Source organism: Mucilaginibacter sp. (assembly GCF_041088075.1).
Lineage (GTDB): Bacteria > Bacteroidota > Bacteroidia > Sphingobacteriales > Sphingobacteriaceae > Mucilaginibacter_A.
This window is the reverse complement of sequence record NZ_JBGCVY010000022.1, coordinates 55926-78714: the sequence shown is the minus strand read 5'-3', so window position 1 is coordinate 78714 and position 22789 is coordinate 55926. Positions and strand designations below refer to the sequence as shown.

The 22789-nt window shown below is 42.8% G+C and carries 15 protein-coding genes; 4 read left to right on the top strand and 11 right to left on the bottom strand.

Annotated features, from left to right (window positions below):
* The 9 genes from V5804_RS04490 to V5804_RS04450 form a co-directional block, all read right to left on the bottom strand.
* Window positions 1-731 (bottom strand): glycosyltransferase family A protein (locus V5804_RS04490; protein WP_369590177.1); only part of this gene is annotated, 731 nt, incomplete at its 3' end.
* Window positions 732-2015 (bottom strand): lipopolysaccharide biosynthesis protein RfbH, encoded by a 1284-nt coding sequence (rfbH, locus tag V5804_RS04485; RefSeq protein ID WP_369590176.1) that lies wholly within the window; start codon window positions 2013-2015, stop codon window positions 732-734.
* Window positions 2015-2872: an NAD(P)-dependent oxidoreductase gene (locus tag V5804_RS04480; protein WP_369590175.1), complete on the bottom strand. Its 858-nt coding sequence runs from the start codon at window positions 2870-2872 to the stop codon at window positions 2015-2017. Before V5804_RS04480 ends, rfbH begins: the two co-directional genes overlap by 1 nt.
* Window positions 2872-3405, bottom strand: coding sequence for a dTDP-4-dehydrorhamnose 3,5-epimerase (rfbC, locus tag V5804_RS04475; protein ID WP_369590174.1), 534 nt, complete (start codon window positions 3403-3405; stop codon window positions 2872-2874). Before rfbC ends, V5804_RS04480 begins: the two co-directional genes overlap by 1 nt.
* Window positions 3406-3409: 4 nt before the next feature.
* Entirely contained in the window at window positions 3410-4498 is a 1089-nt protein-coding gene (gene rfbG, locus V5804_RS04470) for a CDP-glucose 4,6-dehydratase (RefSeq protein WP_369590181.1), read from the bottom strand.
* Window position 4499: 1 nt separating this feature from the next.
* A complete protein-coding gene (rfbF, locus tag V5804_RS04465; protein WP_369590173.1) occupies window positions 4500-5273 on the bottom strand; it encodes a glucose-1-phosphate cytidylyltransferase in 774 nt (257 codons plus the stop codon).
* 20 nt (window positions 5274-5293) lie between these two features.
* Entirely contained in the window at window positions 5294-6334 is a 1041-nt protein-coding gene (locus V5804_RS04460) for an FAD-binding oxidoreductase (RefSeq protein ID WP_369590172.1), read from the bottom strand.
* 10 nt (window positions 6335-6344) lie between these two features.
* Window positions 6345-7409, bottom strand: coding sequence for a lipopolysaccharide biosynthesis protein (locus V5804_RS04455; RefSeq protein WP_369590171.1), 1065 nt, complete (start codon window positions 7407-7409; stop codon window positions 6345-6347).
* Window positions 7410-7454: 45 nt separating this feature from the next.
* Window positions 7455-9929, bottom strand: a complete 2475-nt coding sequence (locus tag V5804_RS04450; protein WP_369590170.1) for an SLBB domain-containing protein — start codon at window positions 9927-9929, stop codon at window positions 7455-7457.
* A 679-nt stretch (window positions 9930-10608) separates the two neighbouring features.
* Between V5804_RS04450 and V5804_RS04445 the strand changes: the two genes are divergently transcribed.
* Both V5804_RS04445 and treS read left to right on the top strand, forming a co-directional pair.
* Window positions 10609-12558 (top strand): alpha-1,4-glucan--maltose-1-phosphate maltosyltransferase, encoded by a 1950-nt coding sequence (locus tag V5804_RS04445; RefSeq protein WP_369590169.1) that lies wholly within the window; start codon window positions 10609-10611, stop codon window positions 12556-12558.
* Window positions 12559-12583: 25 nt separating this feature from the next.
* Window positions 12584-15919, top strand: coding sequence for a maltose alpha-D-glucosyltransferase (treS, locus tag V5804_RS04440; RefSeq protein ID WP_369590168.1), 3336 nt, complete (start codon window positions 12584-12586; stop codon window positions 15917-15919).
* 117 nt (window positions 15920-16036) lie between these two features.
* On the opposite strand, the gene V5804_RS04435 is transcribed toward treS, so the two are convergent.
* Window positions 16037-17278, bottom strand: a complete 1242-nt coding sequence (locus tag V5804_RS04435; protein WP_369590167.1) for a GAF domain-containing sensor histidine kinase — start codon at window positions 17276-17278, stop codon at window positions 16037-16039.
* Between the two features lie 174 nt (window positions 17279-17452).
* Here V5804_RS04435 and V5804_RS04430 point away from each other — a divergent pair, with 174 nt between their 5' ends.
* Window positions 17453-19906, top strand: a complete 2454-nt coding sequence (locus V5804_RS04430; protein WP_369590166.1) for a beta-propeller fold lactonase family protein — start codon at window positions 17453-17455, stop codon at window positions 19904-19906.
* A gap of 565 nt (window positions 19907-20471) precedes the next feature.
* Window positions 20472-20924: a response regulator gene (locus tag V5804_RS04425; RefSeq protein ID WP_369590165.1), complete on the top strand. Its 453-nt coding sequence runs from the start codon at window positions 20472-20474 to the stop codon at window positions 20922-20924.
* Window positions 20925-21089: 165 nt separating this feature from the next.
* Here V5804_RS04425 and V5804_RS04420 read toward each other — a convergent pair whose 3' ends face one another.
* Window positions 21090-22745 (bottom strand): DUF6600 domain-containing protein, encoded by a 1656-nt coding sequence (locus V5804_RS04420; RefSeq protein ID WP_369590164.1) that lies wholly within the window; start codon window positions 22743-22745, stop codon window positions 21090-21092.
* Window positions 22746-22789: the final 44 nt, after the last annotated feature.

Genomic DNA, 22789 nt, shown 5'->3' with positions numbered 1-22789 from the left:
AATTTTATTCGAGATTCTTTAAATTTTAATGATGCCATTAAGCCTATTTCGTTTTGCCATTTATCAATCCTTTCAAGCCACCCTTGTGTTGATATAAGTTTTGAAGTAAAGTTGTTTGGCCAAACACGATATGCAGAAATGACGTGTGGTATAAATGCACTATCAGAAGTTAGTAAACATTTTTGAATCAATAAACTGTCTGCTGCAGTATAACCGTATTCTTCTTTAAATAATCCATGCCTTTTTGCTAATTCCGTATTAAAAACTATACTTGGCAGTCTTGCTTCTACGCCATATTTAAAAATGTCAAATCCAAGAGGTACATTAAATTTGATCAAGCTATCCGGTTTCCATGAAGATACAATTGCATCTCTTTCATCTATTACATTATGACCAAAAATAATTATCCCACAATTTTTAAATTCGGTTATTGCATCAAATATTCTGTATAGTTCGTTAGAATAATATAAGTCATCATCGGATGGAATAATAAACCATTTTGTTTTTACATGATTAATACAATAGTTCCAATTTTCATACATTTCTAATTTTTTAGAAGGTGTAATAAACAAGAAACTGTTATAAAAATTAATTATTTCTTTAGTAACAGCTCCTCCGTTATCACTTACAATAACATTTGCATCAGTTGGTAATGTATCTAATATTTTAATAAGATAATCATTCCTGTTAAATGTTGGAATTACAAAGGTTATCTCAGTTAAAGCACTCATCTATCCGTTTATATAACTTCTTAATACTTCTGCCATATAATCATAATGATCTTCATTCAATCCGGGCCACACGCCCAACCAAAAAGATTGGTTCATGATAATATCTGTGTTTTTTAAGTCTCCGCTTACCCTATGCTGTACATTTGTATAAGCTGGCTGGCGCAATAAGTTTCCGGCAAACAATAACCTTGTCCCTATTTTATTTTGCTCTAAATGTTGGACCAACATGTGCCTGTCTGCAGCGTCTCCTTCGCGTAGCGTCATTAAAAATCCAAACCAAGATGGATCACTTTCGGGTGTGGGTTCCGGCAGGATAAAAACTTCCTCAAATTCTTTCATGCGCTCGTATAATGCTTTATAATTCTGACGGCGCTTCTCCACAAAACGGTCTATCTTATTAAATTGTGATACACCGATGGCGGCTTGCATATCCGTTACTTTTAAATTAAACCCAATATGCGAATAGGTATATTTATGGTCGTAGCCGTAAGGCAACGATCCTAATTGTTGAGAAAACCGGCAGCCGCAAGTATTATCTCGTCCAGGTTCACAATAGCAGTCCCGGCCCCAGTCCCGAAAGCTTTCGGCAATTTTAGCCAATTCAGGATTGTTAATTAATACCGCCCCGCCCTCGCCCATGGTGATGTGGTGTGCAGGATAAAATGAGAAAGTTGAAATATCACCAAATGTCCCAGTTTTTTTACCTCTGTAGGTCGCGCCCAACGAATCGCAATCATCTTCTACAACCCATAAATTGTATTTTTTTGCCACACGCATCACCTCATCCAAATTAAACGGGTTTCCTAAAGAATGCGCGATCATGATGGCCTTGGTTTTAGGGGAAACAGCCTGTTCGATCAAATCGGCCTGCACGTTATGCGTAGCAATATCTACATCAATAAATACCGGAACAGCGCCAAATTGTACAATCGGATTAACTGTGGTTGGAAAACCTGCCGCAACGGTAATTACTTCATCTCCGGGCTTAATTGCACGGTCGCCCAGTTTAGGCGACGTTAAAGCATAAAAGGCAACCAAATTGGCTGACGAACCTGAATTAACCAATAATGTTTTTACCGCCTTAAAATAGGAAGTAAAATTACTTTCAAACTGATTGGCAAACCTTCCTGCGGTTAGCCACCCATCTGCTACGGCTTCCATACCTAACAGCAGATCATCTTCTTCAATTATCTTTCCGGTTACAGGTATGTAATCTTTGCCCGGTTCCGAAATTTTTGTTGTTTTTAGCTCAAAGTCCCGAGCGTTTATAGTTTGACTGATCATTATTGCTTTTTTAAGTAATCATCTACATTTGAAAAAATAAAATCAGGATATTCTGAAGCAAACTTTGCCGCTATTAAACCACCACGAAGAGGGCGGAGGGCTGCCTGATTTAGTGATGCTGTTTTTACCGGTATAATTTTGACCTTGTTTGCATGATAAGCGTTTATACGTTGTAGCAATTGTACACGCGATAAATAATCTGTACTTGCCAAATGGTAAATACCCGTTTTATTATCTTGTACCAAAAGGTAAATCGCTTTTGCCACATCTGCTGCGTTTACCGGTGTTGCAAGTTGATCAACCGGTGCTTTGATCTCAACAAAATCTTTTTGCTTTACAGCATCAAGTATTCTGGCAATAAAGTTTTTGTTCCGTATTTCATCTCCATAAACATTGGTAATACGCAAAATTAAATGATCGGGATACGTAGAAACTATTTCTTCTGATTCCAATTTATGTTTGCCATAAACATTTAATGGTTCAACTTTATCTGTTTCTGCATAAGGTCCGTTTTCGCCATCAAAAACGTAATCTGTTGATAGATATACAAATTTTGAATTGTTATTTTTTGCCAGTAAAAGAAGCATTTGTGTAGATGCAACGGTTAATTGATAACTTAAATCCTGTTCTGTTTCGCATTGATCCACATTAGTTAGCGCACCGGTATGGATAATTACGTCCCATTTTTCTTTGCTTATTTCAATCGGTACTTCTTTTAGCGGGTCAAAATAAACAGAATAATTGGTTGAATAGCTTAAGTGTGTTCCCAAGTTGATTCCGTCTTTATTGTTCTGCCCAAAAACCTGGTACAAATTGCTGCCCACTAATCCGGATGCACCAATAATCAACACCTTCATTAAACTGCAATTAGCTTTTTAAAATCTTTGAATGACTGGTCCCTTTCAGAAATAATCGGGTTCTTTACATTCCACTCAAAACCAAAAGAATCCCATTTGATGCCATCTTCTGAGGCTTTGTTTTGAGCGGTTGTGGTATGGTATTCTACCAAACTATTATCTTCTAAACTCAAAAACCCATGTGCAAAACCTTTTCCAATATAAATGGCGTTTCTTTTTTCTGCACTCAATTCAACCGAAAAAAATTCGCCATAAGTAGGAGATGATTTTCGAATGTCTAATACTACATCCAAAGTCCTGCCAGTTACCGCGTAAACTAATTTAGCATGATCATGCGGCGAATTTTGAAAATGCATGCCTCTGATCACATTTTTGTGCGATACAGAAAAATAATTTTCTACAAATAAGTAATCTAACCCATGAGATTGAAATACATCATCGTGAATAGTTTTTACAAATTCGCCTCTTGTATCCCGATGAATATGATATTCCAACAAAAACAGATCGTTAAATGGTGTGTCGAATATTTTCATGTGTTTACCTGTAAGCCCATTCGGCTTTACTTTTAGCTTTTGTAACGTAATTTTGGATTTGCTGCACCCTGTTTTCTAAAACTGATTTTGAGTCGTCGTTTTCTGCCTGATAACCTTCTACTGTAAATTTCACGGTTTCATCAAATGAAAGTACAGGCTTCCAACCTAACCTGTTTACAGCTTTTGATATATCCAATTTTAAAAAATGAGCTTCGTGGGGCTTGTTTATATTTTCCGGAACGGTATAACCACCCGAATGATCAATTTGTAATATTTTTTCTATCAAATCCTCGACTGAATAATTTGCAGAATCTTCCGGTCCGAAATTCCATCCGCCAACAAACGGTTTACCTTTTAAAAACAAGGCTGCACCCAAATTTAAATAACCGCTTAATGGCTCTAAAACATGCTGCCATGGGCGCGTTGCGCTTGGGTTACGGATTGTTAATTTCCCTCCGGCCTTTACTGCCCGAAAATAATCGGGCACAATCCTGTCCGCAGCCCAATCCCCACCACCGATCACATTACCGGCACGGGCAGAAGCCACACAGCAACTTTCACCATTAAAAAAAGAGTTGATGTAAGATGAAGTAATTAATTCGGCGCAACCTTTTGAAGCACTGTAAGGGTCTTTCCCGCCCATCGGATCATTTTCTCGGTAACCCCAAACCCATTCTTTGTTATCGTAACATTTATCACTGGTGATGTTTACTGCTGCTTTTACAGATGGTGTTTGGCGTACGGCTTCAAAAAAGTTTACTGTACCCATTAGGTTTGTTTCAAAAGTTTCGGCCGGGTTTTGGTATGATAATAAAACTAAAGGCTGTGCGGCAAGATGAAAAGCAATATCTGGTTGTACTTGGTTAAAATAATCTTTCAATTGATTTCTGTCTCGAACATCGCCTTCAAAATGGTTAACTTCTTTAGCCAAGTTGCAGGTTACAAAATTATCTGCATCAGATGATGGGGCCAAGGCATAACCATAAACTTCGGCACCCAATTCTTTTAACCAAATTGCCAGCCACGATCCTTTAAAACCGGTATGGCCTGTAATCAATACTTTTTTCCCTCGGTAACAATTCCAAAAAACCATATTACCAAATTTTCCATTTCGCCCTGTTCTGAGACCACTCCTCTTCCAACTCATGCTTATCCCGAAGCGTATCCATCGGCTTCCAAAACTGATCATGTTTAAAAGCTACCATTTGTCCGTCTTCTGCAATCATTTCCATCGGTTCGCGTTCCCAAATGGTACCGTCGCCATCTTTAATATAGTTAAAAACTTCCGGTTGACAAACAAAAAACCCACCGTTAATCCAGGCACCATCGCCTTTTGGCTTTTCCATAAATGATTTTACTTGATTGTGTGCATCCATATTGATGGCGCCAAACCTTCCTGATGGCTGTACGGCTGTAACCGTACAATATTTTCCGTTGGTTTGGTGAAATTTCAATAACTCGGTGATGTTGACATCAGAAACGCCATCGCCGTAAGTCAGCATAAAAGGTTTGTTTTCGGTATGTTGCTGGATCCTTTTGATCCGTCCGCCAGTCATGGATTCGTTACCGGTATCTACCAAAGTTATTTTCCAAGGTTCTGCTTGAGAATCGTGCACTTCCATCGAATTTTTTGCCAGATCAATGGTAACGTCAGATTGATGCAGAAAATAATTGGCGAAATATTCTTTTACCACATAACCTTTGTAGCCCAGGCAAATGATAAAATCATTAAAGCCATGGGCAGAATATATTTTCATGATGTGCCAAAGTATCGGCATACCACCAATTTCGACCATCGGTTTCGGCTTTAAAACCGTTTCTTCGGATAACCTGGTGCCTAAACCACCGGCAAGCAACACAACTTTCATGCAGTATTCTCTATATATTTTTAAGCAACAGCAACTTCTACATTTTCCACCATCGGGAAACTACAACACAAAAGACATTCATCAGCATTTAATTCTTCGGGCTTATTTGTCGGGCCGATCATTTTTACTTCGCCTTGTACAAGTACCGCTTTGCAAACCAAACAATTTCCGGTTTGGCAGGAATACGATAAATTGAGCATGGCATCTAAACCTGCCTCTAATATACTTTTGCCTTTAACTACTTCAACCAAATGTTTTACACCATCTTTAATCACCGTTACCATCCTGGTACTGATATTTTCAAACGCCACCGGGTCTCTTACAATCTCAAAATCTTCTGTTTGGATGCTTTGGCTTTTTACCCCCAAAGCAAGCAATGCTGTTTTTACCGACTCTTTTAACCCTACCGGCCCGCAAATATAATGCAGCGTGTGGTTTAAATCTCCTTCTGCCTGCATTACCGAAAGCACTTTTGCAGGATCAATACGGCCTTCAATAACAGTTGGGTTAACCTCGCTGATAGCAAGCTTAGTATGAGAATTCCAGGAAGTAAAATTTGGGTATACTGTTTTTAATGCCTTAATTTTATCCTTAAAAATCACACTTTCCAAACTGCGGTTGCCGTAAACCAGCGTAACTTTTTTACCTGTATTTTTATGTAATGCTTCTTTTATGATAGAAAAAAGTGGCGTTATCCCGCTTCCTGCCCCCCAAAGTACAAGATGCGTATCAGTTGTTATTGAATCAGGGTTTAAGACGAAACTTCCCATCGGTTCCATTACTTCAACCAAGTCACCTGTTTTCAACCGGTCGGCAATATGGTTTGAAACAATCCCTCCCGGAACCTGCTTTACCGTAATTTCCAAATCCGAATCAACGCCTGGTGCGGAAGAAAAGGAATAAGGCCGACTATACCTGCGGCCGTTGATTTTTAAAATCAGTGTTAAGTATTGCCCCGCTTGATATTTTATTTTTTTTAATGCAGGCTGTTTAAACACTACGGTTAGCGTATCTGCCGTTTCCCGACGTAATTCTGTAATTTTAAGTGTATAATGTTTCATATTATACCTGTTAATTAAGAATGGCCTTAAATATTTTCCGAACGGAGAGTATCAGGATGATTAAGAAACATCCTAAAAAGGCACCTACCACAAACCCTTTTACTTTACCTAACCGGTCAACAAACAAAGGCAATACCGGCTTGTCTATTACCTGGATCAATGGTGTTTCCTGACGTAAGGAAATTTTAGAAACTTCCAGATTCTTTACAATTTCACCATAAATAGCAGAATTGGCCTGTACATCTACCTGCTTGCGTTGGGAAGGTACGCGCAAGGTTACAAGCGATGGATTGGCATTCGGTGCAGCATCAATAGCCGAAGCTACGCCGCCGATGGAAGAATTTAAAACCCGTTTTACACTATCGGCTTGTTTTTGTAGGATCATTACATTTTGCGAACTTTTCTTCGTTTTGGTTTCAGTGTAAAAGTTGTTTACGGTTTCTACCAATTTGTTGTTAAACTCTTTAGAAAAAAGCTCATCATTGGTGGCCACGTCCACTTTTAAAATATTTAGTTTTTTATCAATCTTATCAACACCCAAAATTTTGGTCCTGAAAAGGCCGACCAAATCTGAAATGATACTGTCCTGCTTCCGGTTAAATTTATCCGGATCGCCATAAAAATTAATGGACGTAATATGGTCCTTTTCTTTCCACTTGTCGCGCAGCTTGTAAAAATCTATGTAACGGTCAATCAGCAACTGCTTTTTCCCTTCGATAACAACCGGGCTAAGCAGCGTTTTTTCCAGCATCACCCGGGACCGGTACAATTCAATAATATTATCGCCTTGAAAAATGCCGCCTGCGCCGCCGCCAATATCTATCCCTGCCAATGATGCTAAACCTGCATACTGGCCCAAACCTCCACCTTTACTATCCTCCAAAACAAAAGTGCTGGTTGCGATATAAAGCGGTTTTCGGTAGAAGGAATAGGCCAAACCCAACAACCCGCCTATAACACCGCATACCATAATCAAAACCCATTTGCTTTTTAAATAAGCAATTGCAGAATTTACTTTTAAAACGAGTTCTTTTAAAGATATTTCTTCGGAGTCTGTATTAATATTTTTATCCATTTAGTATCCTCTAAACCACAATGATTACTTTCACAAACCGATAAACTATTTGGTAACACTTATTATCCCTAAAATAATAGCGCCTAAGGAAGCTAAACCTGTTGTAACACCTAAAATTGTTTGAATGGTGTTGGCCGGGTTTTTAGGTTTGTTCGGCACAAAAATTTCGCTTCCCGGCCTGATACTTGGGTGATTGTTAAAGAAAAGGATTTTCTTCGTCCCTTTTACCGTTCCGTTTGGATAAACCACATAAGCAGCGCTTTTTAAGGCATTGGATGAAAAACCACCTGCATTATAGACATAAGACTTAAACGATTTTGATTTGCTGTAAACAACGGCACTTGGATAAAGCACTTCGCCGTTTACGCGTACAACCTGCTGCTCTTTTGGCACCCGTAAAACATCGCCATCTTCCAGTATTAAATCAATCTTTGTACCTGGTTTTTCTATTATTTTTTCAAGGTTGATACCCACATAATTATTGCGGGGCTGCAAATTATTGGTATTTGTTGTATCGCCTCTGTTGGTCCTTCTCAAACGGCTCACCTGCTCATTCCTTTCCAATCTTAAGGCCGTGGTATCGGTTTTATTTTTATCAACACCTAAAATAGCAATGTTGTTCCTTTTTAAGGAACCGCCTTGTACATCGGCCGAGACGGTTAAACCACCGGCACGCCTAACCAAATCCGAGATTTTTTCATCTTTGGTTTGAATGGTGTAAGACCCCGGATACAGCACTTCGCCTTCTACCCTTACGGTCCTTTGTTTTTCAAAGCCCGGCAGGCTGTACACCGAAACTATATCAAAAGGCTGCAGCACAAAATCAACACCGGCAAGTTTAAGCTGGCTATCCACATTGACACTAAAAACCTGTGCAACTTTACTGTTTTTTGATTCCGGGTCAGCATTATATACCCTTCGGGCCACTTCAATCCGTTTCGGGCTGGCCCCTTCTGCAAAACCACCGGCATACAAAATCAGGTCTTCCAATTTCATGTTTTGTGAGAAATCAATGGTGCCAGGCTTTCTTACCGACCCGTTGATCGTAACCTGATATTTGTTGCGCAAATCAAAAATAGAAGAAATAAAAACCACGTCTTCCCTTTGCAATGGGATGGTTACTGCTTTGTTTAGCACATCTTTTACACTAAAAGAAATCAACTCAGTGCTGTTATCGGGCTTTAACCTCGTAATCGTACCGCGTTCTGTAAAAGCGTCTTCCCGCAAACCGGCCGCTTTTTCAATCAACTGGTTTAAGGTCAACCCGTTTTGCAGTTCGTATTCGCCCGGGCGAAACACGGCACCGTTAATGGTAACCCGGTTTACAAAACGGTTAAGCACAGATTCTATGTAATATACATCGCCGCGCAAAGGCATATAATTTGAATAATCGGCTTCTACCAAGTCTGTCAGTTTGCGCTGTTGGCCGCTTACCTGAGAAATTTTTATCCTTGCCACATAGGCGCTATCGGTAAAACCGCCGGCAAAATTTAAAACAGTTTGAAAGCTTTCGCCCGGCAAAACCTCAAACAAGGCCGGAATCTTGACCTGCCCCAACAATTCTACCCGGGTTTTGTAAGTAGGCACGCGGATCACGTCCTGGTCACGCAAAGCAATGTTGTCTTTCTGGTTGCCCTTCGTAAGGAAATCGTAAACATCCAATGTCCTGATGATACGGTTGTTTCTAATTACTTCAATCTGCCTGAAACTTCCCGTTTCGCTTGGGCCGCCAGCTGCATACAAGGCATTAAAAACAGTAGCGAGCGAAGGCAAAGTGTACGTGCCCGGCCTTTCCAACTGCCCGATCATGATGACTTTAATGCTGCGGATATTGCCCAAACTTACCTGCACATTTGTTCCGCGGCCGATGGCATAATTGTTTGCCGCAAGTTTAGCTTTAATCAAAGTTGTGGCTGTTTCGATTGTTTTTCCGGCCACGTTTATAATACCAATGCCGGGGATATTAATATTGCCTTCGGGAGAAACGCTCAATTGCCAGTTAACCAGCGAGTTGCCGTAAACGTTGATATTGAGCTGGTCGTCAGGCCCGATGATATAATTTAGCGGGGTTGCCAGTTTAAGGTTAGGCTCAAAAGAATTGTTTTTGCCTTTAAAAAGGTCGGCGCCAAATATTTTAGGCTTTAAATCTGCAAAAAGGTTAACCCGGTTCGTGGTATCTACAACCTCTGGCTTGTAATTTAAATTTCTTTTGCCGGCAAGGATCGTGTCCGACAAACTGTTGCCGGCCGTACTGCTTTTTCGGATTTGGATGATCCTGGCCTGTAGTTTTTGAAGCTGCCCGTTGGCCATTCCCCTGGCCTGCGCCTGCTGCAACAACTCTGTATCACTAATACCGGCATTTTGCGCCCGCTGCAATAGTTGCTTAAGATCCTGGTCGCTTAGGTTATCTACATTAATGGTAGAAATATTATCCAGGTTGGTTTGTGCCGATGCTGTTTTTATCGCACAAAAACTGATGAAAACAGAAAGTAAAAAAACAAGAATAGTTGCTTTGTTCATACATTTAAACGATTAGAGCATGGGTTGCACCACTCCAATACAGAATACAAATTTTTTCAAAAGTAAATTAAATTATCATTTTACGGAAAATTAAAACAACAGGTTAATTTTAAATTAAAGAAGCGGAAACACGGTTTATGCTTTGACAAGAAACTGTTGATGCTTCTTTTACCCCTATTAAATTGGTGAAAAAATTTGATGTCAAAAACTGTTTCAACAGTTCCATTTACCTTAAAAATATCTTAATTAGAAATTAATCTGTCTTAACCTCCTTCTTTTACGGCAACCGATAAAAAAAGTTAATCATTTGTTAAATATATTTTTAATTGTACTGATTAGCTGTTGTTTACCGCCCGGTTTTTGGTTCTGTGTTATAAAACGTCTTTCTATAAAAAGCTTTGGACGGGTTGTTCTTTTTCGGCCAAAATCATTTCCCCCCGTCCATTTTTTTTGCCACCGGTTAAACTTTTTAAACCTGCCAATGGTTAGTGTTTAAATTTATATTTGTGCCTGTGATAAATACATGGCCAACAACGATGCTTCTTTTACCACATAAAAATTGGTATTGGGTTTCGCGTTTACAAAATTTGCCGAATACTTCACTGATTTTTATACGATAAAAGAAGTACTGGAATAAACTGGCCAATCAAATAAAATCTTAAAAACTAACAACAGATCAATGATCCATTCAGGAGGCAGACAAAGGGTTATCATCACCAACGTATTTCCAAAAGTTGAAGAAGGAAAATTTCCGGCCAGGGTTGTGCTGGATGAAATTGTTACTTTATCGGCAGACGTTTTTGGCGACGGGCATGACGAGATTGCCGCAAGCATTTTTATCAAGCCTACATCCGAAGCGTTGTGGAAAGAGCTTCCGATGAAACTAATCAACAACGACCATTGGGAAACGGAATTTAAAGCAGAACATTTGGGCTTTTACGAATTTCAGGTGAAAGCCTGGGAAGACCATTACACAACCTGGAAAAAAGGCCTGCAAAAGAAGTACGAGGCCGGCCAGGATATCGCGGTCGAACTGCAAATCGGCGTTCAGTTATTGGAGCAGGCCGCAGCTGGAAACGAAACCAACAAAGCGGAACTTTTGGCCTGGGCAGATGAGTTAAAACAGGCAGAAAGCCCGGCGCAAAGCGTGGTTTTGGCTTTGAGTGAGGAAGTTGCCAAAGTAATGTACCAGTTTCGGCAGGAGGATTTGGTTACCGTTTACCCAACGACTTATAAAATCGAGGTAGAACGAAAAAAAGCGGGCTTCAGCACCTGGTACGAATTGTTCCCGCGTTCGGCCGCTGCCGAAGCTGGCAAACACGGCACTTTTCGCGATGTCATCCAACTGTTGCCGCGTGTGCAAAAAATGGGTTTTGATGTGCTGTACTTTCCGCCCATACACCCCATTGGTGAGAAAAACAGAAAAGGCAGAAACAATTCGTTAACCGCCGGGCCGGAAGACCCGGGATCGCCCTGGGCAATCGGCAACCGAAAAGGCGGCCACAAAGCCATCCATCCGCAATTGGGAACGGTACGCGATTTCAGGGCACTCATAAAAGAGGCCGGTAAAAGAAGCATCGAGCTCGCGATGGACATTGCCTACCAGTGCGCGCCCGACCATCCTTACGTAAAACAACACCCGCAATGGTTTAAGTGGCGGCCGGACGGAACGGTGCAGTACGCCGAAAACCCGCCCAAAAAATACGAGGATATTTTGCCTTTTAATTTTGAGACGGACGACTGGCAAAACCTGTGGCAGGAACTGAAAAGCGTCATCGATTTTTGGATTGATGAAGGGATCCGCATTTTCAGGATTGACAACCCGCATACCAAAGCATTCCACTTTTGGGAATGGATGATCGGCGAAGTACGCAAACAACATCCCGAAGTTATTTTCCTGGCCGAAGCCTTTACCCGTCCGCGTATAATGGAACGGCTGGCGAAAATCGGTTTCAACCAATCTTACACTTATTTTACCTGGCGCAATACCAAGCATGAAATTGAGGAATACATGACGGAGCTGACCAAAACCGACATGCGCTATTATTTCCGCCCAAATTTCTGGCCAAATACACCGGATATTCTGCCGCCTGCTTTAATTCACGGCGGGGAAAACGCACACGTTATGCGCGTGATTTTGGCCGCTACTTTGTCTTCCAACTACGGTTTGTACGGCCCGGTTTACGAGTTCGGCATCAACGAACCGCACGGCACAAAAGAAGAATACGTTGACAATGAAAAATACGAGATCAGGCATTGGGACTGGGACAGAAACACGCGCATTGGCGAAACTATCACGCGTTTAAACAATATCCGCAGAAACAACACGGCCCTGCAAAGCACCTGGAACATTGAATTTGCCGAGACGACCAACGACCAGATCATCTGTTACACAAAGCTTGATCTGCAAACCAATAATTTGTTAATTATCGCTGTAAACCTGGATGTACACAACACGCAAAGTGCCAGGGTAAAACTCCCATTATCAAAAATTGGGTTAGATTACAACAAGCCTTTTCAGGTGCAGGATTTATTGGGCGGCGATACTTACACCTGGCAGGGCGAATGGAATTTCGTCCAACTGAACCCTTATTTAATGCCTGCCCATATTTTCCTTGTCCAACAATAATTTTTATAAAATACACAACCAAAATATGTCCGAAGAAAGAACAGTATTAGACGATAAATTGCACTGGTATAAAGATGCCGTAATTTACGAACTGCATATCAAAGCGTTTAACGATGGCAACTGCGATGGCATCGGTGATTTTAAAGGGCTGATGGAAAAGCTGGATTACCTGCAAGACCTCGGTATTACGGCCATTTGGATGCTCCCTTTTTATCCTTCGCCGTTAAAAGATGACGGTTATGATATTGCTGATTATTACAACATCAACCCTTCTTACGGCGATATCAAAGAGTTTAAACAATTGCTAAAAGAAGCCCATAAAAGAGGCTTAAAAATAATTACGGAGCTGGTCATCAACCATACTTCCGATCAGCATCCCTGGTTCCAGCGGGCACGGAAAGCGCCAAAAGGGTCTGACAAAAGAAATTATTATGTGTGGACGGACGACCCGAAACAGTTTAAAGATGCCCGTATCATTTTTCAGGATTTTGAAGCTTCCAATTGGACCTGGGACCCGGTAGCACAGCAATATTATTGGCACCGCTTTTTCCATCACCAGCCGGATTTGAATTATGATAGCCCGTTGGTGCAGGAAGAGGTTTTTCGGATTATGGATTACTGGTGCAAAATGGGCGTGGACGGTTTCCGTTTGGATGCCGTACCTTATCTTTTTGAGCGCGATGGCACCAATTGCGAAAACCTGCCCGAAACACATGCTTTCCTGAAAAAGCTGCGAAAATATGTGGACGAACGCTATCCCGGAACGCTTCTTTTAGCAGAGGCAAATATGTGGCCCGAAGATTCAGCGGCGTATTTTGGCGATGGCGACGAATGCCAGATGAACTACCATTTCCCGGTAATGCCGCGTATGTTTATGGCACTGCAAATGGAAGACCGCTACCCGATTACGGATATTTTTGATCAAACGCCTGCCATTCCTGATACTTGCCAATGGGCAATTTTTCTGCGGAACCACGATGAACTGACGTTGGAAATGGTTACCGACGAGGAACGCGATTACATGTACCGCGTTTACGTAAAAGACCCAAAAGCGCGGATCAATTTAGGAATCCGCCATCGTTTGGCGCCTTTGCTGGAAAACAACCGGAACAAAATCCAGTTGTTAAATAGCTTACTGTTCACCCTTCCCGGTACGCCCGTTATTTATTATGGCGATGAAATTGGCATGGGCGATAACTTTTATCTGGGCGACCGCGACGGCGTTCGGACACCGATGCAATGGACATCTGACCGTAACTCCGGTTTCTCAAAAGCCAATCCACAAAAGTTGTATTTGCCGTTGATTTTGGATCCGCAGTTTCATTACGAATCGGTGAACGTGGAAATCCAATCCAGGAACACTTCTTCTTTGCTTTGGTGGATGAAAAGGGTGATCAGCACGCGGAAAAAATACAAAGCGTTCGGCCGCGGAGATATGAAATTTGTTACTTCCGAAAATGCTAAGATTCTATCCTTCACCCGCAGTTACGGTGAGCAGGTGATGCTGGTGGTTGCCAATCTTTCCCGGTTTACCCAACCGGCCGAAATTAATTTGGATGCTTACAAAGGCTACATTCCGGTAGAAATATTGAGCCGCAACCGTTTCCCGTTAATTCGCGAAGACCAGCCTTATTTCTTCACCCTCGGCCCTTACGCCTGCCAGGTTTTTGAACTGGAAAAAGCACAGGTAGAAACAGCACAGGAAACCGTAGTGCATCGTTTAGCCCTACAAAAATGGAAAGACCTGACCGAGCGGGAAACCATCGAACAGTTAGAAAAACAAATTTTGCCCGATTACCTAATGCGTTTGCGCTGGTTTGGCGGCAAAGCGCGCGGTATGGAAAACATCCGAATTGTTGATCATGCACATGTGCCGTTGCAGGAAGGCAGCGCTTATTTTCTGCTGATGGAGGTTTCTTACCGCGAAGGTTTGCCGGATATGTACCAGTTGCCTGTTGCTTTTGGCACCGGGCCGCTTGCACAGAAACTGCAGGACAACTGCCCGCAGTCTATCATCACGTTGTTAAAAGTTGGCGAAGAAGAAGGCATATTGTACGATGCCATTTACGGCATTGATTTGCAACAGGCCATCATTACCAACATGGGCAACCATCACGTTGTTCCGCAAAACAACGGCGAGATTGTGTTTTACGGGAACAAAGGCTTAAAACAGCATATTGAAGAACAGCCGCAAACCAAGCCAAAAGTGCTTTCGGCCGAGCAAAGCAATACCTCGATCACGTATGATGGCAAGTATTATTTAAAAATTTACCGCAAGGTAGACCGCGCCATCAACCCGGATGTAGAAATTACGCAGTTCCTCACCAATCATGCGCATTTTAAACACATTCCGGAGTTTATTGGTGCCATTGAATGGAAGTTCGGACACGAAACCATGGTGCTGGGCATGATGCAGGAAATGGTAAAAAGCCACAGCGACGGTTGGGAATATATGCTGGACAGGCTGGATAATTTTAACGAGAAGCTGTTGTCGAATCCTGATCTTTCCCAGATTTCGCAGGAACTGAAAGGAAGTTTGATCGAGCCTGTTGCTTTTGAAGAAGTACCGGAAAACATACAGGAACTACTGGAAGGCACGGTTGCCGAACACGTAAACACGCTTGGCATCCGCACCGGGGAAATGCACCTGGCTTTAGCTTCGGGAGAAGAATTGCCGGCGTTTAAAGCAGAAGAATATTCGTTGCACTATCAGCGTTCGCTGTTTGCCGGGCTGCAATCGCTGGTTCGGGTAGCGTTTTCAAGCCTCAGCAAAAACATCAAAAAACTGCCCGAAAATGTACGGCAGGAAGCAGAAGAAGTGCTGGGCATGAAGGAAGAAATCCTGGAGGTGCTTAAAAAAATATACAGTAGAAAGATCGATGTTACGAAAATCCGGATCCATGGCGATTACCATTTGGGCCAGGTTTTGTTTACCGGTAAAGATTTTTTGATTTTGGATTTTGAAGGCGAACCCGCCCGAAGCTACAGCGAAAGAAGGCTGAAATATTCTGCCATGCGCGATGTGGCCGGCATGGTCCGTTCTTTCCATTATGCCGCTTATGGCAGCTTGTTTTTGGACAACCAGATCCGCCCAGAAGACATCGGCAAACTGCTGCCTTTTGTAGAGCAATGGTACCACTACATCAGCGGTTTTTTTATGAAAGCTTATCTCAAAACGGTTGGCAATGCTTCTTTTATCCCCAAAGATTTGGAAGGGCTGGAGGTTTTGCTGCAAACTTTCCTGCTGCAAAAAGCCATTTACGAACTGAACTACGAGCTGAACAACCGCCCAACCTGGGTCATCGTGCCGCTGCGCAGTATCAAATCTATCATCAAAAACAGCAGGCTTGAAAAGGTTTAACCATTAAAACATGTCCGTGCTTCTTTTATCGGCATAAAATCAGTGTCAACGCTGCCGTTGCTTTCAACAAAAAGCACCAACTTTATGCCGGTAAAAGAAGCATGGTTTTTTTAATTTTTATTGAGCAGCAAGCTGTGCCGTTTTTAAACTTTGCGGCAGGCTGATTTCAAACGTCGCCCCTTCCCCTTCAACTGAAGTGATATTGATCGTGCCTTGTAGTTTATCAACCAAATGTTTTACCAAAGCCAAACCAAGCCCAAACCCTTTTTCGCCAACCGTACCATTTGTAGTGGTGGCCGTTCCGTTTAAAATCACAGCAATTGCTTCGGGGCTTAAACCAACGCCCGAATCTTTAACGGTGATATTTAACCTTGCATCAGAAGAATGGCCAACAATAGCCATGTTTACCGTTACAAAGCCGTTTTGGGGCGTAAATTTCATGGCGTTGGAAATCAAATTCCCAACAATTTGCAGCAGTTTATCTTTTGAAAATGTCTTTGTTTCATTTCCGGCAGCTATGTTTACAGCAAAATTGATGTCTTTGTTTTTTGCCTGCGGCGAATAAAGTTTCAGCAGTTTTTCTTTAAAAACCAGCAGGTTGAACGGCTGATGGGAGAATTCTTTGGTTTCGGTATTTAAAATTTCGTCGGCCAGTTCCAGCAAGGTAGTCCCGCTTTGGTGGATTAGGCCGACCATTTCGAGCATTTCTTCTACCGTATTGCTTTTTTCCTGGTCGTTGATGATTTGCGCCAAACCGATGATCCCGCCAATGGGGCCGCGGATGTCGTGCAGTACTTTTCTCCTCACATCATTGGCCTCATGCAACTGGTCCTGAAGCGATTGGATTACACTTAATGCTTTTAGCCTTTGCACAATCTCGGTGGCAATAATGGCCAGCATCTCTATTTTTTCAAAACTGGCCTCCATTTTCGGGCCGGTGTTTTTGGCCTTTGTATCCAAAACACACAACGTACCAATTTGATGGCCGTCCGTTGTCTTTATCGGTAAGCCTAAATAATAACGTATTCTTGGTTCGCCGGTTGCCCCAGAATCGTCTTTAAAACGCTCATCTTGTGTTAAATCCTTTACCTCAAAAGCCCCGTCGCCCATAATGGTGTACTGGCAAACCGAGTTTTCGCGCGGCATTTGCCCTGTACCCAAACCATGGTTCGTAATAGTCCAAAGCGTGTACGAATCAATTATATTGATGAGGGAAATAGGCGTGCCTGCTATTTTTGCTGCTAATCTGGCCAGGTCTTTAAAGTCGTTTTCAAGTTCGGCATAGTCTAAATTAAACTCAGAAAGGTTAATGATCCTTTCCATTTCGTTAAAAGGAACGGGCGGATTTATTTCCGGCATAACAGGATAAGTTTGATCAGTATTACGGCAAGTGTAAAGCTTTGTTACATTCAACAATTTTATGCAAGATATTAAATTTTAAATGATTTATGGTTTGCGTTAACTTAAACTTTACAAAAACTTAATCTTTGTTTTGTTATTTTACGGCAACAAAAACACTCATATTTTATACAGATGGCTTCTTCTAAACATGCTTCTTTTATCATACTTTTTTTGGTATTGTCTGTACAGTTGCAGGCACAAATCCCCGGAAAAATCCAATCAACGCAACAAGTGCTGCTGCCCAACGGCTGGAAACTAAGCCCGGCCGGCCGTTCGCTGCCTTTGGGCGATTTGCCGCTGAACATGCAATTATCGGCTTCCGGAAAATTGCTGGCCGTAACCAACAACGGGCAAAGCACGCAATCCATCCAATTGATTGACCCAAACACCGAAAAATTGCTGGACCAGAAAGCAATCAAAAAATCATGGTACGGCTTGTCTTTCAGCAAAGATGAAAAGAAACTGTATGCTTCGGGCGGAAACGACAATTGGATTCTTTGCTACTCCATCAGCAATAATAAATTGGGCAAGGCCGACACGATCATTTTGGGAAAACCCTGGCCGAAAGAAAAAATTTGCCCGACAGGAATGACCGTTAATAAAACCGGCGACCGTTTGTATTCGGTAACCAAGGAAGACAGCACGTTGTACATCATCAACCCAAGTTTGCGTAGCATCATCAAAAAAATAAAATTAGCAGCCGAAGCTTATGCCTGTGTGCTTTCGCCGGATGAAAAAACGCTGTACGTTTCTTTGTGGGGAAGCGACCAGGTTGCTGTTTTTGATGTGGTAAAAGAAGCATTGGTTGCAACCATCAATACCGAAAGCCATCCGAACGAATTGTTGCTGAATAAAAAAGGGACTATTTTGTATGTGGCCAATGCCAATGATAATTCGGTTTCGGTCATCAATACCAAAACCAACAAAGTGATGGAAACTTTGGCTACGGCTTTGTTCCCAACTAAATTAACGGGTTCTACCACCAACGGTTTGGCTTTGTCTTCCAACGAAAAAACCTTGTACATTGCCAATGCCGACAACAATTGCCTGGCTGTTTTTGATGTTTCAAAACCTGGCATCAGCCAGAGTTTAGGTTTTATCCCGGTTGGCTGGTATCCAACGAACGTGAAAACTTTGGGCGCCAAAATACTGGTTGCCAACGGAAAAGGTTTTACCTCGATGGCCAACCCATTGGGGCCGCAGCCGGTTTTGAAAGAAGACAACAGCGGCTATCAAAAAGGGGCAATCAACAGCCGCGAGCAGTACATCGGCGGTTTGTTTAAAGGTGCTTTATCTTTTATTGATGTGCCTGATGCTGCCCAGCTAAAGAAATATACCAAGCAGGTTTACGCCAATACTCCTTTTACCCCTAAAAAAACAGCATTGGCAGATGGCGAAACCGGAAACCCGATTCCGCGCCGGGTTGGAGAAAAATCGCCCATCAAACACGTTTTTTACATTATTAAAGAAAACCGCACTTACGATCAGGTTTTGGGCGATATGACAAAAGGCAACGGCGATACTTCGTTGTGCATCTTCCCGCAAAAAGTAACGCCAAACCACCACGCTTTGGCCAACGAGTTTGTGCTGCTGGACAATTTTTATGTGGATGCCGAAGTTAGCGCCGACGGCCACAACTGGAGTACGGCCGCTTATGCCACAGATTTTGTGGAGAAAACCTGGCCAACCAGTTACGGCGGCCGCGGCGGAAACTATGATTTTGAAGGGACACGGAAAGCGGCTTACCCGCGCGATGGTTTTATTTGGGACTACTGCCAGCGCGCCGGTTTAACTTACCGCACTTACGGCGAGTTTGTAACGGATGGCGCAACCGGCAAAGCAAGTTTAAAATCATTGGAAAACCATTATTGCAAACAATCGCCGGGTTTTGATATGGCCGTAAAAGATGTAAAACGGGTGGAGATTTGGGCGCACGATTTTGATTCGCTGGTTACTCAAAACGCTGTCCCTCAGTTTAACACCATCCGCATTTCCAACGACCACACCAGCGGACAAAGAAAAGGTGCTATTTCTCCTACTGCCTGCGTTGCCGATAATGATTTGGCGATTGGCCAGTTTATCGAACACCTTTCTAAAAGCCCGGTTTGGAAGGAATCTGTGGTTTTTATTTTGGAAGACGATGCCCAAAACGGTCCCGACCATATTGATGCGCACCGTTCGCCGGTTTTTGTGGCCGGCCCTTATGTTAAGCGCAGTGCGGTTTCGCACAATATGTATTCAACTTCCGGCGTGTTGCGCACTATCGAACTGATTTTGGGTTTGCCGCCCATGAGCCAATACGATGCCGCTGCCGTGCCTTTGTTTGATTGCTTTACCAGCAAGCCCGATTTTACACCTTATGTTGCAAAACCTGCCCAGGTTAATTTAGAGCAACGCAACGTAGCCGTGAACGGAAGCAGCAAACGTTCTGAAAAATTTAATTTTGCCAAAGAAGATGCCGTGCCGAATCTCGAACTGAACGAAGTGGTCTGGAAATCCGTCAAAGGCGAAAACGCCGTGATGCCTGCACCAAAACGCAGTGCTTTTGTATTGCTGGAAAAAAAGAAGAAAAAAGACGACGATTAAGCGGTTAAAGCTTTCGTGTTCATTTTAGCCAATGCTTTTTTTATCAACCTTATTTTTGGTTGATAAAAGAAGCATTAAATTGTCATTTTGAACTTGTTTCAGAATCCCTCCTGAAAAGTAAAAACCAAGCATGTGGGATGCCGAAACAAGTTCGGTATGACAAAAAACACAACACCAATTTTTAGGCGATAAAAGAAGCATTAATTTGTCATTCTGAACTTGTTTCAGAATCCCTCGTGAAAAGTAAAAAACCAAGCACGTGGGATGCCGAAACAAGTTCGGCATCACAAAAAACACAACACCACTTTTTAGGCGATAAAAGAAGCATCAACTTGTCATCCTGAACTTGTTTCAGAATCCCTCCTGAAAAGTAAAAAACCAAGCTTGTGGGATGCCGAAACAAGTTCGGCATGACAAAAAACACAACACCAATTTTTAGGCGATAAAAGAAGCATCAGCCCGTAAGCTTTTATAACCTTGCGCAACGTAATCCGTAAACAATGTTAATAGCATCACCAAAATAAAAACAGGTTTAAGGTGATGCCATCAGCAAAAATTACGACCGTTGAAAGCAGCATTAAACCAAATCCAATTAAACAGCAATGCCGAAAAGCCGCATGGTTTAGTTTTGGTTGCAGATGACAATGCGATCAATTGCAAACTGGCCAAAAAGCTGTTTTTTAAATGGGGAATAGAAGCCGACTGCGTGGAAAACGGGCTGGAAGCCTACAAAACAGTTATCCAAAAAGATTACGATTTGGTGCTGATGGATTTGCACATGCCGGTGATGGACGGCTTTATGGCGACCCGGAAAATCAGGTTATTGCCCGATGAAAAATACCAGCAGTTGCCGATAATCGCCCTGACCGGAAGCGTTTTTGGTTTGGATTTAGAAAACCTGAAAGACGAAGGCTTAACCGACTACTTTTTAAAACCTTATACGCCCGACGGACTTTTGGAAAAAATAAAGCCCTATTTAAAAAACACCGCAACCGAAAACCTTAAAATTAGGTGCTAAAAGAAGCATGTATTGTTTGAAGCAATCTTTGCTCGAACATTAATTGCTGTAATCCCAACAAATCCTTCTGATTCTATTTTAGCCAAAACACTTGTGATTTTATACACATAAAAAAAGCTTTTTCCAAAACGGGAAAAGCTTTTTTGTTGAAAGTGGAATTTATTTTTAAATCCGTTCCGGCCTGCCGCGTTCCGGCACGTCTTGCCTTGCAGGGCGCGCTTGTTGTTGTGGCGGTGGTATCTGTTGCTGGCGCTGCTGTTCTCGCTGTTGGTTTTGTTGTTGCATTTGCTGCTCGCGTTGCTGCTGGCGTTGCTGGTTCTGTTGTTCGCGCTGCTGCTGCATTTGCTGTTGTTGCGCCTGGTTTTGTTGCATTTGTTGTTCGCGTTGTTGCTGCATTTGCTGCTCGCGTTGTTGGTTCTGTTGCTCGCGCTGCTGCATTTGTTGTTGTTGTTGCGCCTGGTTTTGCTGTATTTGCTGCTCGCGTTGTTGCTGCATTTGTTGCTGGCGTTGCTGGTTTTGTTGTTCGCGCTGCTGCTGCATTTGCTGTTGTTGCGCCTGGTTTTGTTGGATTAGCTGGTTGTCCTGCGCACGGTTTCTGTTCCGGTCAAAATTCCTGGAACTGCGCCAATCATTGGCTGGCTGCGTGTTTGTATTGGGCAAAGCCTGGTTCTCCCTGGCTTGCCTGCCATTTGGATTATAAGGGTTGTTTCCGTTTGCAGCTGCAGGCGGCACACTTCCCGGATTGTTAATGCCCGTATTGTTGTTCACATTCGGGTTTGATGTTTCGCCACGTTGCGGAAACTGTCTGTTATTGCTGTTCGGGTTGTCTGTCCGGGCAGGTCGGCCATAACCATTGTTGCTGTTTCCGCCATAATTCGGGTTTGCCGGATTGTTGTTTTGCACAGCGCCATTTCCCTGGCCGCCCCACTGGCGCGAATTGCCAAACCTGCCATTGTTGTTTGGGTTGCCGTTGTTGCGCCCATAATTATTGTTATTATTGTTCGTGCGGTTGGCATCATAACTGCCACGGTTAACAACTCGGGTTGGGGCAGGCCGGTTGTTTCCGTAGCCATTGGCAGCAATTTCCGGCCTGTAAATGTTAATGGTATTGTTATTGATCCTGGTTGCGCCCGGCCGGTTATTGTTGTTGATGTTGTAAACATTGATCCGGCTTCCGGCATATCGTTCAATTTCTGCCGGCCGCGGCCCGCTGATATACCTGCGGCTGCCACCGTTATAAACATTGTTGATAATGGTTGTATTGCGGATGATGACCACATTACGGCTGGGCGGCAAATAATAACGGTTGATGGAAGGCGAGCACAAATATTGCCTCGGCACAAAAACCCAGTAGTTGTTAGGCGCATAATAGCCGCTGCCAATAGCAACATCAATATCAATGCCGGGGCCAAGCGGGGCCCAACCGTAATAATCGCCGCCGGTACGCCAGTTTACCCAGGCCGGTGCCCATTCTGTTCCGGGTATCCATTCCCAGCCGTAATTATTATCGTAACGCCACCTGCCGTAATGGAAAGCTGCCCAGCCCCAATCATAATCAGAAACCCAGGTATTGCCATATTCGGTCTCTACCCAATGGCCGTTGGTGGCATAAGGTTTAAAACTTTGGTCCACATCGGGTGCCCAAACATAGCCCAATTCGGGGTCGTCAATCCATTGTCCGTAAGGCTCCAGCTCGTCGTAAAAAGTTTGCATCGTTACGGTTGCGCCGGGTTGTGCATTTGCCGCAGGTATATTTAGGCAACAAATTATCGCTAAAACCAGCATAAATGCGGCTGTTGCTTTTCGAAGTATATTTATCATGGCAAGGTTTTATATAAGGTTAACAGGTAATATTTATTTCGACT